13 protein-coding genes and 1 pseudogene are annotated in these 14,502 nt (G+C 73.2%); 6 read left to right on the forward strand and 8 right to left on the reverse strand.

What is annotated here, in order from left to right; all coding sequences use genetic code 11:
- Positions 1-15: 15 nt before the first annotated feature.
- Together ACFZCF_RS02045 and ACFZCF_RS02050 are read right to left on the reverse strand one after the other, a co-directional pair.
- Positions 16-1,260 (reverse strand): cytochrome P450, encoded by a 1,245-nt coding sequence (locus tag ACFZCF_RS02045; protein WP_388440063.1) that lies wholly within the window; start codon positions 1,258-1,260, stop codon positions 16-18.
- Positions 1,257-2,540 (reverse strand): cytochrome P450, encoded by a 1,284-nt coding sequence (locus ACFZCF_RS02050; protein ID WP_388440066.1) that lies wholly within the window; start codon positions 2,538-2,540, stop codon positions 1,257-1,259. The genes ACFZCF_RS02045 and ACFZCF_RS02050 overlap by 4 nt, the downstream gene beginning before the upstream one ends.
- 197 nt (positions 2,541-2,737) lie before the next feature.
- Between ACFZCF_RS02050 and ACFZCF_RS02055 the strand changes: the two genes are divergently transcribed.
- The gene (locus ACFZCF_RS02055; protein ID WP_388440069.1) at positions 2,738-3,169 is read left to right on the forward strand and encodes a VOC family protein; all 432 of its coding nucleotides are present in this window, start codon (positions 2,738-2,740) and stop codon (positions 3,167-3,169) included.
- Positions 3,170-3,180: 11 nt separating this feature from the next.
- On the opposite strand, the gene ACFZCF_RS02060 is transcribed toward ACFZCF_RS02055, so the two are convergent.
- Both ACFZCF_RS02060 and ACFZCF_RS02065 read right to left on the reverse strand, forming a co-directional pair.
- Positions 3,181-3,681 (reverse strand): GNAT family N-acetyltransferase, encoded by a 501-nt coding sequence (locus ACFZCF_RS02060; RefSeq protein WP_391283984.1) that lies wholly within the window; start codon positions 3,679-3,681, stop codon positions 3,181-3,183.
- Positions 3,682-3,788: 107 nt separating this feature from the next.
- Positions 3,789-5,150, reverse strand: a complete 1,362-nt coding sequence (locus tag ACFZCF_RS02065; RefSeq protein ID WP_030755173.1) for a glutamine synthetase family protein — start codon at positions 5,148-5,150, stop codon at positions 3,789-3,791.
- A gap of 203 nt (positions 5,151-5,353) precedes the next feature.
- Between ACFZCF_RS02065 and ACFZCF_RS02070 the strand changes: the two genes are divergently transcribed.
- From ACFZCF_RS02070 to ACFZCF_RS02085, 4 genes are all read left to right on the forward strand, one after another.
- Entirely contained in the window at positions 5,354-5,803 is a 450-nt protein-coding gene (locus ACFZCF_RS02070; RefSeq protein WP_391283987.1) for a hypothetical protein, read from the forward strand.
- Between the two features lie 72 nt (positions 5,804-5,875).
- Positions 5,876-6,553 carry a DUF3105 domain-containing protein gene (locus ACFZCF_RS02075; RefSeq protein ID WP_388440079.1) on the forward strand — a complete coding sequence of 226 codons (678 nt, stop codon included), beginning with the start codon at positions 5,876-5,878 and terminating at the stop codon, positions 6,551-6,553.
- Entirely contained in the window at positions 6,550-7,185 is a 636-nt protein-coding gene (locus tag ACFZCF_RS02080) for a DUF305 domain-containing protein (RefSeq protein WP_388440082.1), read from the forward strand. The genes ACFZCF_RS02075 and ACFZCF_RS02080 overlap by 4 nt, the downstream gene beginning before the upstream one ends.
- Before the next feature lie 121 nt (positions 7,186-7,306).
- Positions 7,307-7,723, forward strand: a complete 417-nt coding sequence (locus tag ACFZCF_RS02085; protein ID WP_388440085.1) for a CBS domain-containing protein — start codon at positions 7,307-7,309, stop codon at positions 7,721-7,723.
- Here the strand turns inward: ACFZCF_RS02085 and ACFZCF_RS02090 are convergent.
- The 3 genes and pseudogenes from ACFZCF_RS02090 to ACFZCF_RS02100 all read right to left on the reverse strand — a co-directional run bounded on the left by ACFZCF_RS02090 (position 7,711) and on the right by ACFZCF_RS02100 (position 10,911).
- On the reverse strand, positions 7,711-8,511 hold the full coding sequence (locus tag ACFZCF_RS02090) for an alpha/beta fold hydrolase (RefSeq protein ID WP_391283990.1): 801 nt from the start codon (positions 8,509-8,511) through the stop codon (positions 7,711-7,713). The genes ACFZCF_RS02085 and ACFZCF_RS02090 overlap by 13 nt on opposite strands.
- A 176-nt stretch (positions 8,512-8,687) precedes the next feature.
- Positions 8,688-9,416 (reverse strand): annotated as a pseudogene (locus tag ACFZCF_RS02095) (DUF998 domain-containing protein); the annotation flags it as partial.
- Between the two features lie 13 nt (positions 9,417-9,429).
- Positions 9,430-10,911 carry an amino acid permease gene (locus tag ACFZCF_RS02100; protein ID WP_391283992.1) on the reverse strand — a complete coding sequence of 494 codons (1,482 nt, stop codon included), beginning with the start codon at positions 10,909-10,911 and terminating at the stop codon, positions 9,430-9,432.
- Positions 10,912-11,350: 439 nt separating this feature from the next.
- Between ACFZCF_RS02100 and ACFZCF_RS02105 the strand changes: the two genes are divergently transcribed.
- The gene (locus ACFZCF_RS02105) at positions 11,351-13,126 is read left to right on the forward strand and encodes an NAD+ synthase (protein WP_388440095.1); all 1,776 of its coding nucleotides are present in this window, start codon (positions 11,351-11,353) and stop codon (positions 13,124-13,126) included.
- Here the strand turns inward: ACFZCF_RS02105 and ACFZCF_RS02110 are convergent.
- On the reverse strand, positions 13,092-14,342 hold the full coding sequence (locus ACFZCF_RS02110; RefSeq protein ID WP_388440098.1) for an MFS transporter: 1,251 nt from the start codon (positions 14,340-14,342) through the stop codon (positions 13,092-13,094). The genes ACFZCF_RS02105 and ACFZCF_RS02110 overlap by 35 nt on opposite strands.
- Between the last annotated feature and the right edge of the window lie 160 nt (positions 14,343-14,502).

Consider the following 14,502-nt stretch of genomic DNA (forward strand, 5'->3'; position numbering starts at 1 on the left):
CCCGGCGCGGGCGGGTCAGGCGTCGAGGAGGACCGGGAAGGACTCCAGGTCGTTCTGGGTCATCACCGGGAGGTTGCGCAGTTCCCCGTCCGGGACCGCGAGGCGCAGCCTCGGGAAGCGGGCGAAGAGCGCCGGGAGGGCGATGCCCGCCTCGACGCGGGAGAGCGCCGCGCCGGGGCAGATGTGCGGGCCGTGGCCGAAGGTCATGTGGCGGTGGGGCGCGGGCCGCGTGATGTCGAAGGCGTCGGCGTCCGGGCCGTGCTGCTCGGGGTCGCGGCCGATCGCCCGGTAGGAGATGACCACCCCCTCGCCCTTCGGGATCACGGCGTCGCCGACCGCGATGTCCTCGGTGGCGAAGCGCATCAGGAGGTGGGTGGTGGGGGTGTCCCAGCGCAGGGTCTCCTCGATGACCGCCTCCCAGGGGACGTCTCCGGCGAGCACCGCCCGCAGCTGCTCGGGGTGGGCGAGCAGGGCGCGGACGGCGTTGAGGACGAGGCCGATGGTGGTCTCGTGGCCCGCGGCGACCATCGCCTTGAGGTTGCCGACGACCTCCTCCTCGGTCAGCGGCTCGCCGCCGTCCTCGGCGAGGATGAGCGCCGAGGTCAGGTCGTCGGTGGGCCGGGCGGTCTTGGCGCGGACCAACTCCGTGTAGAAGACGTCGAGTTCGGCGAGGAGGGCGAGCCGCTCCTCCTGCGGGGTGAGCATCGAGAAGAACTTCTTGTACTGCCGGGTGAGCATCGCGTTCGCCTGCGGGTCGACGCCCATCAGCATGCCGACGACCCGCATGGGCAGCGGCTGCGCGAAGACGGACTTGAGGTCGACGACGGCGCCGTCCCGGCCGCCTTCCTCCAGGTCGTCGAGGAGTTCGGCGGTGAACTTCTCGATGTCGGGGCGGATGGCCTCCAGGCGGCGCGGGGTCAGCGCCTGCGAGGTCTTGGCGCGGAGCCGCCGGTGCTCCTCGCCGTCGACGGTGAACATGGAGCGGCCGGCGTCGATCATGCCGATGAGCGGCCAGGCGTGGGTGACGGTCCCGCTGGTCCACAGGTCCCAGGCGGCCATGTCCTTCACGAGCCGGGGGTCGACGAGCAGCCGGCGTGCGTCGGCGTGCCGGGTGACGGCCCAGGCGGGCACGCCGAGCAGGTCGATGCGGGCGAGCGGCCCGGCGGCGCGGATGCGTGCGGTCTCGCCGTCGAGGTCCTGGACCATCGGGTCGACGACGACGGGAGCGGCGTCCCGGCCGGCTGCGTACGGGCAGGTCACGAGGGGCCTCCAGTGGTGGGTACGGGGGTGAACCGGACGGGCAGGGCGGTGGTGCCGCGCAGGAAGGCGGAGGGGCGGCGGACCAGCTCCCCCGGGGGGACGGCGAGTTCGAGGTCGGGCAGCCGGTCGAGGAGGACCTCGATGCCGGTCCTGGCGATGATCTCGGCGATCTCCTGGGCGGGGAAGGGGCAGCGGTACTCGCCGTGACTGAAGGCCAGGTGGGCACCGCCGCCGCCGCGTTCGGCGGGCGTGGCGCCGGGGGCGCCCTGCCGGATCACCGGGTCGGTGTTGGCGGCGCCGAGGCCGAGCAGCAGCAGGTCGCCGGCCTTGATCCGCCGGTCGCCGAGGCGGGTGTCGCGGGACGGCCAGCGGCCGGCGAGGATCTGCGTGGGGCCCTCCTCCCACAGCACCTCGGTCATGGCGTCGGCGACGCTGCGGCGGCCGCCCGCCATGGAGTCGGCGAACTCGTCCTCGGTGAGCATCAGCCGGAGGGAGCTGCCGATCCAGTCGGCGGTGGTGAGGTGTCCGGCGGCGGTGATCGCCATCAGGTCGAGCATGTACTCCTCGTCCGTGAACTCCTCGGGGTGGGCGAGCATCCGGGAGGTCACGTCGTCGCCGGGCTCGGCGCGCTTGGCGGCGACGAGGCGGGCCATGTGCTCGCCGAACCGCCGGTGGGCGCTCTGCGCCTCGGGGCCGCCGTCGGCGAGGTCCTTCAACACCCGGGCGATGTCGGCGCCTTCGTCGTCGGGGAAGCCGACGAGCCGGGCGAGGACGAGGACGGGGAGGGGTTCGCAGAAGTCGGCGACGAGGTCCGCGGTGCCGCGGGAGCAGAAGGCGTCGACGAGCCGGTCGGCCAGCTGCTCGCAGTGGCCGCGGATCTCGAAGGGGTCGACGGCCTCCAGGGCGGGGACGACCATCCGGACGTGCCGCCGGTGCTCCTCGCCCGCGGTGAAGTAGATGGAGGGGAGGGGCTGCCCGACCATCGGGAGCAGCGGCCAGTCGGCGGGGACGTGCGGCCACTGGTTCCACAGGCCGACGTCCCGGGGGAAGAGTTCGGGGTCGCTGGTGACCTGGTGGACCTCGCGGTAGCCGATGACCAGCCAGGCGGGGAAGCCGCCGGGGAGTTCCACGGGGACGACGGGCCCGTGCTCGCGGCGCATGGACCGGTAGAGGGCCTGGGGGTCGGTGTGGAAGCCGGGCCCGGAGAGCGGGACGGCCGCGGGGCATCCGGACGGGGGTGCGGCGTCGGAAGCGGGCCCGGCGGTGGGGGAGGGCGTCATCTGTCCTGTCTCCTGCGGTGTGCGGCCAACGCGTCGTCACTATAGGGAGATTGGATGGCACCGAAGCGGTCGTTCCCGATCCTTCTCACCCCTTGAGCGAAAGGATCAGGTCACTCACATCAAGGCAAGGTGCTTTTCCGTCAAGTCGCCCGCGTGGATGGCGTGCGCGAGGGGGCCGGGTGCGGGACGGTGGTCGCATGAACTGGACACTGGAAGTGGTCCCGGTCCCCGTCACCGACATGGACCGGGCCAAGGAGTTCTACGCCGACGCGTGCGGCTTCACCATCGACCTGGACGACGAGGTCGCCCCCGGGACGCGGATCATCCAGGCGACCCCGCCGGGCTCGCGCTGTTCCATCGCCCTGATGTCGGGCATGCCGACGATGCCCGGCGCGAAGACCATGGCCCCGGGCAGCCTGCACGGCCTCCAGCTGTGCGTCACCGACATCGAGGCGGCCCGGGACGCGCTCGTCGAGACGGGCGTCGACGTCTCCCCGGTGATGCACGTCGGGGCGACGGGCTGGGAGGAGGGCAAGGGCGGGACCTGGAACTCCTTCCTCACCTTCGAGGACCCCGACGGCAACGGCTGGGTGGTCCAAGAGGCCCCGTCGGACCTCGCCGACCGCTGAGCCGCGGGCCTCTACGGCTCCAGCTCCACGAGGAACCGCACCAGCCCGCCCTCCTCCGCCACGCGCCGCATCCCGGCCCGCTCCATGACGCGGTGGGAGGCGGCGTTGGCGGGATCGGCGTCGCCCCGCAGCGCCGCGGCCCCGGCCGACCGGGCGACGCCGACCACCGCGGCCAGCGCCTCGGAGGCGTACCCCTTCCCGCGCTCCCCCGGCACGATCCCGTACCCGACGGCCACGGCCCCGTCCGGCCCGGGCGGCCCGTGGAACCCGATCCCGCCCACGACGAGCCCGCTCTCCGCGACCCGTATCTGATACGTGCGGAAGGCCCCCGGCTCCCCGTCCTCGGCGCACCTCCGCAGGAACGCCCCGACCGAGGCGAGGTCCCCCACCCCCGGGTACCCCTCCCCCCACCGCTCCCCCGGCAGCCGCTCCCGCGCGGCGACCCGCTCGCCCTCGGCGACGGTCAGGGGGTGCAGGAGCAGCCGCGCGGTGGCGACGGATTCGATCTTCACCCGCGCAGTCTGGACACCCCCGCCCCCCACGGCAACACCTTTCCGCGGACCACCGGCCGAGGCGGCCCGGGACCGGGGCCGGGGCAGCGTCCGGGCGGGGCGCCTGCCTACAGCACCGGCAGGTTCTTCCGCAGTTCGAAGGCGGTGACCTCGGAGCGGTACTCCTCCCACTCCTGCTTCTTGTTGCGGAGGAAGAAGTCGAAGACGTGCTCGCCGAGGGTCTCGGCGACCAGTTCGGACTTCTCCATGAGGGCGATGGCCTCGCCGAGGTTCTGCGGGAGGGGCTCGATGCCCATGGCGCGGCGCTCGGAGTCGGAGAGGGCCCAGACGTCGTCGTCGGCGCCGGCGGGGAGTTCGTAGCCCTCCTCGATGCCCTTCAGGCCGGCGGCGAGGAGGACCGCGTACGTCAGGTAGGGGTTGGCGCCGGAGTCGATGGAGCGGACCTCGACGCGGGAGGAGCCGGTCTTGCCGGGCTTGTACATGGGGACGCGGATGAGGGCGGAGCGGTTGTTGTGGCCCCAGCAGATGTACGAGGGGGCCTCGCCGCCGGAGCCGGCGGTGCGGGAGGAGCCGCCCCAGATGCGCTTGTACGAGTTGACCCACTGGTTCGTGACGGCGGAGATCTCGCCCGCGTGCTTGAGGAGGCCCGCGATGAAGGACCGGCCCACCTTGGAGAGCTGGTACTCGGCGCCCGACTCGTAGAAGGCGTTCCGGTCGCCCTCGAAGAGCGACAGGTGGGTGTGCATGCCCGAGCCGGGGTAGTCCGAGAACGGCTTCGGCATGAACGTCGCCTGCACGCCCTGCTCCAGCGCCACCTGCTTCATGACCAGGCGGAAGGTCATGATGTTGTCGGCGGTGGAGAGCGCGTCCGCGTAGCGGAGGTCGATCTCCTGCTGGCCGGGCGCGCCCTCGTGGTGGGAGAACTCGACCGAGATGCCCATCGATTCGAGCATGGTGATGGCCTGGCGGCGGAAGTCCATGCCGACGTTCTGCGGGGTGTGGTCGAAGTAGCCGGAGTTGTCGGCGGGGGTGGGCCGCGAGCCGTCGAGCGGCTTGTCCTTCAGCAGGAAGAACTCGATCTCGGGGTGGGTGTAGAAGGTGAAGCCGAGGTCGGACGCCTTGGCGAGGGCCCGCTTGAGGACGAAGCGCGGGTCCGCGAAGGACGGCGAGCCGTCCGGCATGAGGATGTCGCAGAACATCCGGGCCGTGCCGGGGGCCTCGGCGCGCCAGGGCAGGATCTGGAAGGTGCCCGGGTCCGGCTTGGCGATCATGTCGGACTCGTAGACGCGGGCGAAGCCCTCGATCGCGGAGCCGTCGAAGCCGATGCCCTCGTCGAAGGCCTGCTCCAGCTCGGCGGGGGCGACGGCGACCGACTTGAGGAAGCCGAGCACGTCGGTGAACCACAGGCGCACGAAGCGGATGTCGCGCTCTTCGAGCGTACGGAGCACAAATTCCTGCTGCTTGTCCATTTCCACACCCATCCTCGCTGGTCAGGCCGCCTGCTCCCACCGCCTCGGGCACATCGGGGGGCACCTGAGCATCCCACCACATGGTTTCGCGCACGTTGCACACCCATACTGCCTGTTCGGGTGTGACACAGGTAACCGAGGACCTGGGGAAGTCCTACCCCGTTCGGCCCACGGAGCCCCCTCTCCCACTACGATCTGCGCCCATGGGAGCCCTACGGCTCGAACGCCCGTACCGGCACGCGCGTCCCATGGCACTGGTGAGTGCCGTGGCGACGCTCCTCGCCGCGCTCTTCGTCTGTCTGGGGAGCGGTCCTTCGGGGCCGGGCGGCCATCCGGGGCACGAGCGGGCCGCGGCCCCGACGGCCGTCGGGCCCGGCGGTGCCGCGCCCCCGGGGGTGTCCTCCGGGCCCGCCGCCACCCCCGTCCCCGGCACCGGCCTGGCCGCGTACGTGTGCCCGTACGACCGGGGCGACTGCTCCCTCTTCCCGGCCCTCTCCCCCGCGGTGCTCAGCGCCCCGCCCCTCGATCCGCCGCTGCACACCGAGGACCGGCTGCCGCGCGTCGACGCGCTCGCCGGCGAGGGCGCGCGTCGGGACCCCGGGGTCCGGCCGCGCGCGCCGGACCTGCACGTCCTTCAAGTTCTCCGGACCTAGGGCGGCGTCCCCGCCCTCCGCCACGAACGACGACTTCCCCCTTTTTATCTTTCCCAGAAGGACGACATCACCATGGCCGCCAACCGCTCCACCACCGCCGACCGCCGCGCCCGAATAGAGGAGATGCGCCGCGCCGAGCAGGCCCGGGAGCGCCGCAACCGCTTCCTCACCCTCGGCATCTCCGCCGTCGTCGTGCTGAGCCTCGTCGGCTTCGGCACCTTCGTGCTGATGAAGAAGGCCGACGAGGAGGAGGCCAAGGAGGCCGCCGCCAAGGCCCCCATCGCCGGCGAGAAGTCCTGGGACGCGGCGAAGCTGGGCCGCAACCACGTGGAGACCGCCGTCAAGTACGACAGCAAGCCCCCCGTCGGCGGCGACCACCACCCGGTGTGGCTGAACTGCAACGGCGACGTCTACGACAAGGCCGTCCCCGAGGTGCACGCCGTGCACTCCCTGGAGCACGGCGCCGTGTGGGTGACGTACAACAAGAAGGCCGCCGAGGCCGACGTGAAGAAGCTGAAGGACAAGGTCTCGGACACCCCGTACACGCTGATGAGCCCGGTCGACGACCAGGCCGGCGCGATCACGCTGTCCGCCTGGGGCAAGCAGGTCACCGTGGACAGCGCGAGCGACCCGCGCGTCGACGCCTTCTTCACCAAGTACGTGCAGGGCAAGCAGACGCCCGAGCCGGGTGCCGCCTGCACCGGCGGCGTCGGCGCCGACGGCATGGGCGGCGCCGGGATGGGCCAGTGACCCCCCGCCGCACCCGCTACGCGGCGATCACCGCGGTCGCCCTGTCGGTGCTGTTCGCCGCGGGCGCCGTCACGGTCGCGTCGGCCGAGCGCGAGGAGGCGCCCCGGACCCCGGACACCGCCTCGGCGGACGCCGGTTTCGCCCGGGACATGTCGGTCCATCACCAGCAGGCCGTCGAGATGTCGTTCCTCGTCCGGGACCGGACGACCGACGAGTCGGTGCGCCGGCTCGCGTACGACATCGCCAACACGCAGGCCAACCAGCGCGGCATGATGCTCGGCTGGCTCGACGTGTGGGGCCTGCCGAAGGTCGAGTCGGGCACCGCGCCGATGAGCTGGATGGGCATGCCCGTCACCGGTGACGCGGCCTCCAAGGACGGCGCGCTGATGCCCGGCATGGCCACGGACACGCAGCTCGACGCGTTGCGGAAGGCGTCCGGCAAGGACGCCGAGATCCTGTACCTGCGGCTGATGACCGCCCACCACCGGGGCGGGGTGCACATGGCCGAGGGCTGTGTGCGGAGGTGCTCGGTGGACATCCAGCGGGACCTCGCCCAGGGCATGGTGGACGCCCAGGAGTCGGAGATCGCGCTGATGGCGGACATGCTCCGCAAGCGCGGCGCCACCCCCTGACCGAACCCGGTGCTCCCCCGGCCCCCGTGACCCGCTGCGGTCGCGGGGGCCGACGCGTGCCACGAGAATGAGAGGCGCTCGGGGACAGGTGCAACGACGTTCGACGAAAGGTACGCACCCCATGACCACGGCGAAGGACATCATGCACCCGGGAGCACGCTGGATCCCGGAACACGAGACGCTCGACCGCGCCGCGCAGCTGATGCGCGACCTGAACGTGGGGGCGCTGCCCGTCGCCGACGAGAACGAACGGCTGTGCGGCATCGTCACCGACCGCGACATCGTGGTCCGCTGCGTGGCGATGGGCCACGACCCGTCGAAGGTGACCTGTGGCTCGCTCGCGCAGGGCACTCCGCGCTGGATCGACGCGGGCGCCGACGTGGGCGCGGTCCTGGAGGAGATGCAGAGCCACCAGATCCGGCGGCTCCCGGTGATCGAGAACAAGCGGCTCGTCGGCATGATCAGCGAGGCCGACCTGGCGCAGCAGCTCTCGGACGAGCAGCTCAAGGCCTTCTGCGCGAGCGTCTACGCCGGCTGAAGCGCCTGGAGGACGACCCGGGCGAGCGTGTCCGGGGCGTCCCGCATGACCAGATGGCCCGAGGGTTCGGCCGCCTCGTAGCGGGCGCCGAGCCCTCGGGCCAGCGCGCGCTGGCGCCGTTCCCAGCGGGCGGAGCCGTCGGGGGCGGCGAGGACGGTGACGGGGGCGCCGGTCGGCAGGGGGCGGGCGCGGCGCAGGGCGAGGAGTTCGGCGGCGACGGAGCCGTAGGCGGCGTTCTCGCGGAGGGCGCCGCGCCAGACGCGTGAGGCGCGGTAGACGCGGCGGACGTCGGCGGGCGGTGCCGGGTCGGGGCGGACGGCGAGGCGGCGCAGCGCGGGGCCGAGGGCGGCGGGCAGGCCGAGGGCGGTGAGCACGGCTCCCGCGGCGGCAGCCGGCGCCGGGTGGCCGGGGCGGGGGCGGTCCTCGACGGAGGAGTCGACGAGGACGAGGGCCGCGGTGCGTTCCGGGTGGAGGCGGGCGAAGCCCTCGGCGTGCAGTCCGGCGAGGGAGTGGCCGACAACGGTGACGGGGCCGGGCAGGGCGAGGGCGTCGAGGAGGGCCGCGATCCGGTCGGCCTCGCCCGCGAGGGTGGGAGGCTCGGTGCCCTCCTGGGTGAGTCCGTGGCCGGGGCGGTCGAAGCGGACGAGGGTGCGGTGCGGGGCGAGCAGCGGGACGACCGGGTCCCAGTCGAACCAGCCGAGGCCGAGGCCGGCGGAGAGCACGCAGACGGGCCCGTCGCCGTCGACGGCGACGTGGTGGGCGAGGCCCCCGAGACGTACGAAGGTCATGGCCGGGAGCCGTCCGCGGGGCGGGGGGCGTCCGCGTTACCGGAGCCGCCTCCGGTGACGGAGCCGCCCCCGGTGCGGGCGTCGTCCCCGAGGCGGGCGCTGTCCCCGCCACCGGAGCCGCCTTCGGCGCCGGAGCCGCCCCCCGCGCGGCCGCCGTCCCCCGTGCGGGTCGCTTCGTCCGCCGCTCGGGGCGTCGACGCGGCGAGGAGGGTGATCCAGGCGGCGACGAGGAGGACCTGGAGGCGTTGGGCGGCGCCGAGGGCGGCGTGGCCTCCGCCGGACTCGAAGGAGGCGACGGCGGCGAGGGTCCAGGCGGTGGCGGCGAGGGCGAGGGCGACGAGGACCGGACCGGTGCGGGCCAGGAGCGGCCAGAGACCGTATCGGCGGGCGGCGAGGGTGAGCGCGGCCATCGCGAGGAGGGCGCCGGTCATGGCGATTCCGGAGCTGACGGCGTGGGCCGTGTGGGTGACGGGCACGAGTCCGGCGGCCTCGCGGGCGGCGCACGCGGGGTCCGCGGTGGCGGCGCAGCTCAGCGGGAGGCGGGAGTCGACGGCGGTGGCGGCGCCGAAGAGGGCGAGGGCGGCCCAGCCGGCGCGGAGCCAGGGCCGGCGGGCGGCGGGCCCGGGGTCCGTGCGGGCCCAGCCGGGGACTCCGGGCGCGGGTGCCTCGGGGGCGCGGGCGGCGCGGAGGCCGAGGAGGGCGCCGGCGAGGACGAGGAGGCCGGCGGCGAGGTCGGCGGCGCGGAAGAGGCCGCCGAGCGGCTGGTCGGCGGCGGCGAGCTCGGAGACGTACGTGCGGACCGGGTCGAGGCCGGTCCGCACGACGGCTTCGAGGACCCAGGCGGTGTACGCGAGCGCCCCCAGGAACAGCAGGACGGCGGACGCGCGCGTGACCTTTCCGGGCATACGGGGTCAGACGTCAGGGAGTGCCGGAAGGTTCCCGGTGTTCCGGGTGGATCCATTCGGGCTTGCGGAACTTCAGGAGGGCGGCGGGGATGAGGATGCCGAGGACGAGGAGGCCGCCGCCGACGACGAGGAGGTACCGCCAGAGGGGTTCGCCGTCGAACTGGTCGGGCGGGACGAAGCCGATGGCGAGGGCGAGGACGGAGGCCACGAAGCCGACGGCGGCGACCCAGGTGACGGCGGGGACGCGGAAGCCGCGCTCGACGTCGGGCTGGGTGCGGCGGAGCTTGACGACGGCGACGAACATCAGCAGGTAGGCGATCAGGTAGATCTGCACGGTGATGACGGAGAACATCCAGTACGAGCTGGAGACGGAGTCGCTGAAGGCGTACAGGATGCCGATCAGGGTGGTGATCACGCCCTGGGCGACCATGATGCCGGTCGGCGAGCCGGCCTTGTTGAACTTCTGGAAGGCGGGCGGGAGGTAGCCCTCCTGGCGGGAGAGCAGGACGAGGCCCTTGGCGGGCCCGGCGAGCCAGGTGAGCATGCCGCCCAGGGCGGCGCAGACCAGCATGACGCCGACGACCCGGGTCATCCAGCCGATGGAGAAGTGGTCGAAGAAGGCCTGGAAGGCCTGCATCAGGCCGGCGGTGAGGCTGAGCTGGTCGGACGGCATGACCCAGGCGATGGCGAGGGCCGGGAGGATGAAGATCAGCAGGACGAGCCCGGTGGCCAGGAACATCGCCTTGGGGTACTCGCGCTTGGGTGCGCGCAGCGAGGAGACGTGGACGCCGTTCATCTCCATGCCCGCGTAGGACAGGAAGTTGTTGACGATGAGGACGAGGCTGGCGAGGCCCGTCCACGGCGGCAGCCAGTGGTCGGCGCTCATCGGCTGGGCGGAGGGGTTGCCCTGGCCGAGGAAGACCATGCCGAGGAGGACGAGGAGCACGCCGGGGACGAGGGTGCCGACGATCAGGCCGAAGGAGGAGAGCCCGGCGATGGCCTTGGTGCCGCGCGAGGAGATCCAGACGCCGGCCCAGTAGACGGTGACGATGACGATCGCGACGTAGAGGCCGTTCTCGGCGAGCGAGGGGTCGATGACGTACGCGAAGGTCGAGGCCACGTAGGCGAGCAGGCTCGGGTAGTAGGCGATCGTCATGGCGAACTGGCACCAGACGGCGACGAAGCCGAGCGGTTTGCCGAGGGCCTCGCTGACCCAGCGGTAGATGCCGCCGGACCAGCCGGAGGCGAGTTCGGCGCCGACGAGGGCGGTGGGGAGGAGGAAGACGACGGCGGGCAGGAGGTAGAGGAAGATCGCGGCCAGGCCGTAGATGGCCATGGTCGGCGCGGGCCGGAGGGAGGCGACGGACGCCGTGGTCATGAAGGCGAGCGTCAGCCAGGAGATGAACTGGCGCTTGGTGCCGTCGTCCTGGAGGACCGCCGTGTCCTTGGACGCGGTGGGCCGGGCCGGTTCCGCCGGATCGTCAGTGGTCGTCATGGGGCCATGATCACGGCGGGGGACGTACTTCGCATGTCGACGCGAAAGGGTCGGGGAGGCGGGGCGGAGACCGCCTGCGGGGCGGAGTGAAGAGGCCCACGGGCGGAGGCTAAGGCGGCCCCAGGAGACCCGTAGGGGGCGAAGACGGCCCGAGGGGCCGAGCGAGGGGACCGTCAGCGGGGGCGGGGGTAGAGCCCGGAAGGGCGGAGCGAAGAGGGCCGCAGGCAGGGGCGGAGACGGCCCGAGGCGTGGAGCAGGGGGCGCGCAGGCGTGGCAAAGGCGGCCCATGGGGCGAGCGAGCGGGCCCGCAGGCGGGGTGGCGGGGGTCCGTGGGATGCGCGGTGAAGAGGACGGGGCGGTGGGCCGAAGCGGTCTCTCCGCGCATGGCCGGACGCGGTTCCCAGGACATAGCGTCGGTTTGACGATTACACTGGGGGGCGTGCATCGACTACGCCTCGCGCTGAATCAGATCGACTCCACCGTCGGGGACATCGCCGGGAACTCCGAGGCGATCCTCCACTGGACCCGGCACGCCGTCGGGCAGGGCGCGCATCTCGTCGCCTTCCCCGAGATGGCGCTGACCGGCTACCCCGTCGAGGACCTGGCCCTGCGGCCGTCCTTCGTCGAGGCCTCCCGCGCGGCGCTCCTCGCGCTCGCGGAGCGGCTCGCCGACGAGGGCTTCGGCGAGGTGCCGGTGGTCGTCGGCTACCTGGACCGCACCGAGCGGGCGGTACCCCGGCTGGGCCGCCCGGCGGGGTCGCCGGAGAACGCGGCGGCGGTGCTGCACCGCGGCCGGGCCGTGCTGCGCCTCGCCAAGCACCATCTGCCGAACTACGGCGTCTTCGACGAGTTCCGCTACTTCGTGCAGGGCGACACCCTGCCGGTGCTGCGGGTCCGCGGGGTCGACGTGGCGCTCGCGATCTGCGAGGACCTGTGGCAGGAGGGCGGCCGGGTGCCGGCGGCGCGCAGCGCCCGCGCCGGGCTGCTGCTCTCGGTGAACGCCTCGCCGTACGAGCGGAACAAGGACGACACCCGGCTCGAACTGGTCCGCAAGCGGGCCCAGGAGGCCGGCTGCACCACCGCCTACCTGGCCTCGACCGGCGGGCAGGACGAGCTGGTCTTCGACGGCGACTCGATCGTGGTGGACGCGGCGGGCGAGGTGATCGCGCGGGCCCCGCAGTTCACCGAGGGCAGCGTGATCCTCGACCTGGACCTGCCGGCCGCCGACCCGGACGCCCCGGCGCCGGGCACGGTCGTGGACGACGGGCTGCGGATCGACCGGGCGGTCCTGGAGGGCCCGGCCGGGGAGCCGCTCCCGCCGACCGAGGCGGAGCTGACGGGCGGTTACGCGCAGCGGCTCGACGACGACGAGGAGGTCTACTCGGCTCTCGTCATCGGACTGCGCGCGTACGTCGCGAAGAACGGTTTCGGCTCGGTGGTGATCGGTCTCTCCGGCGGCATCGACTCGGCGCTGGTCGCCGCGATCGCCTGCGACGCGCTGGGCGCGGACCGGGTGCACGGGGTGTCGATGCCCTCGAAGTACTCCTCCGAGCACTCCAGGGGCGACGCGGCCGAACTGGCCCGCCGGACCGGTCTGCACTTCCGCACCGTCCCGATCGGGCCGATGTTCGACGCGTACATGGCGTCGCTGCAGCTCACCGGGCTCGCGGAGGAGAACCTCCAGTCCCGGCTGCGCGGCACCACCCTGATGGCGATCTCCAACCAGGAGGGTCACCTCGTCCTCGCGCCGGGCAACAAGTCCGAGCTGGCGGTGGGCTACTCCACCCTCTACGGCGACTCCGTCGGCGCCTACGGGCCCATCAAGGACGTGTACAAGTCGGACGTCTTCCGGCTGGCCCGCTGGCGCAACCGGGCGGCCGAGGAGCGCGGCCAGACCCCTCCGATCCCGGAGAACTCCCTCGTGAAGCCGCCCAGCGCCGAGCTGCGCCCGGGCCAGGTGGACACGGACTCGCTGCCGGACTACGCGGTGCTGGACCGGATCCTCGCCCTGTACGTGGACCAGGATCAGGGTAGGGACGCGATCGTGGCGGCCGGCTTCGACGCGGAGCTGGTGGCGCGGACGCTGCGGATGGTGGACGCGGCGGAGTACAAGCGGCGCCAGTACCCGCCGGGCACCAAGATCTCCGCGAAGGGCTTCGGCAAGGACCGGCGGCTGCCGATCACGAACCGCTGGCGGGAGACACCGGCGTCCTGACCGGCGCCTCGGGCCCGTCGGGGGCGGCGAGGGGGCTTCGCGCGACGACGTGCGAGGCCCCCTCCGCGTTCCTCCCCGTACGGTCGAGGAGGCCGGCGAGCACGGCGACGGCGAGGCCGGCGACGGCGAGGCCCGCGCCGACCAGGGCCGGGGAGGTCCAGCCCCAGCCCGCGGCGACGGCGGCGCCGCCGGCCCAGGCGCCGCCCGCGTTGGCGAGGTTGAAGGCCGAGTGGTTGGAGGCGGAGGCGAGGGTGGGGGCGTCCTTCGCCTTCTCCATGACCAGCATCTGGAGCGGGGTGGTGGTCATGAAGCCGACGGCGCCGAGCACCACGACGGTGACCAGGGCGAGCCAGGGCACGTGGACGGTGAAGCGGAAGGCGACCAGGGTCACGGCGAGGGCCGCCAGGGAGCCGTACAGGGTGGGCCGCGGGGCCCGGTCGGTGAGCGGCCCCGCGGCGAGGGCGCCGGCCGTCATGCCGATCCCGAAGAGGGCGAGGACGATCGTGACGGTGGACTCGCCGAAGCCCATCACCTCGGTAGTCATGGAGGCCAGGTAGGAGTAGACGGCGAAGACTCCGGCGAAGCCGAGGACGGCGGTGAGCAGGCCGAGCAGCACCTGCGGGCGGCCGAGGGCGCGCAGTTCGCGGCCGAGGCCCTGGCGCTCGTCGACCGGCAGGTCGGGAACGAGCCGGGCGAGGGCGGCGAGCGCGGCCAGGCCGATGGCGGTGACCACGACGAAGGTGGCGCGCCAGCCGAGGTGCTGGCCGAGCAGGGTGGCGGCGGGGACGCCGAGGATGTTGGCGACGGTGAGGCCGAGGAACATGGTGGCGACCGCGCGGGCCTGCCGGTCGGGCCGGACCAGCCGGGCGGCGACGACGGCGCCGACGCCGAAGAAGGCGCCGTGCGGGAGACCGGCGAGGACCCGGCCGGCGAGCAGCCAGCCGTAGTCGGGGGCGAGGGCCGAGGCGAGGTTGCCGACGGTGAAGAGGGCCATCAGCAGGAGCAGCATCCGCTTGCGCGGGAGGCGGGAGCCGAGGGCGGTGAGCAGCGGGGCGCCGACGACGACGCCGAGGGCGTAGGCGGAGACGAGGTGGCCCGCGGTGGGGACGGTGGTGCCGAGGTCGCCGGCGACGTTGGGCAGCAGGCCCATCATCACGAACTCGGTGGTGCCGATGCCGAAAGCGGAGATGGCCAGGGCGATCAGGGCCACGGGCATGGGTGGGAGACCCTTTCCGGATCCAGGGGTTTGTTTTCTTACGAAACAAATTGTCGCAGATCCTGGAGGGGCCGGTGCACGCCCGCTTCCGGGCGGCCTGGGAAGAGGCCGCCGGGGGCCCGGGAAGAGGCCGCCGGGGGGGCGGGCCCGGCGGCCCGAA

The sequence above is a fragment of the Streptomyces sp. NPDC007945 genome (assembly GCF_042958885.1).
GTDB lineage: Bacteria > Actinomycetota > Actinomycetes > Streptomycetales > Streptomycetaceae > Streptomyces.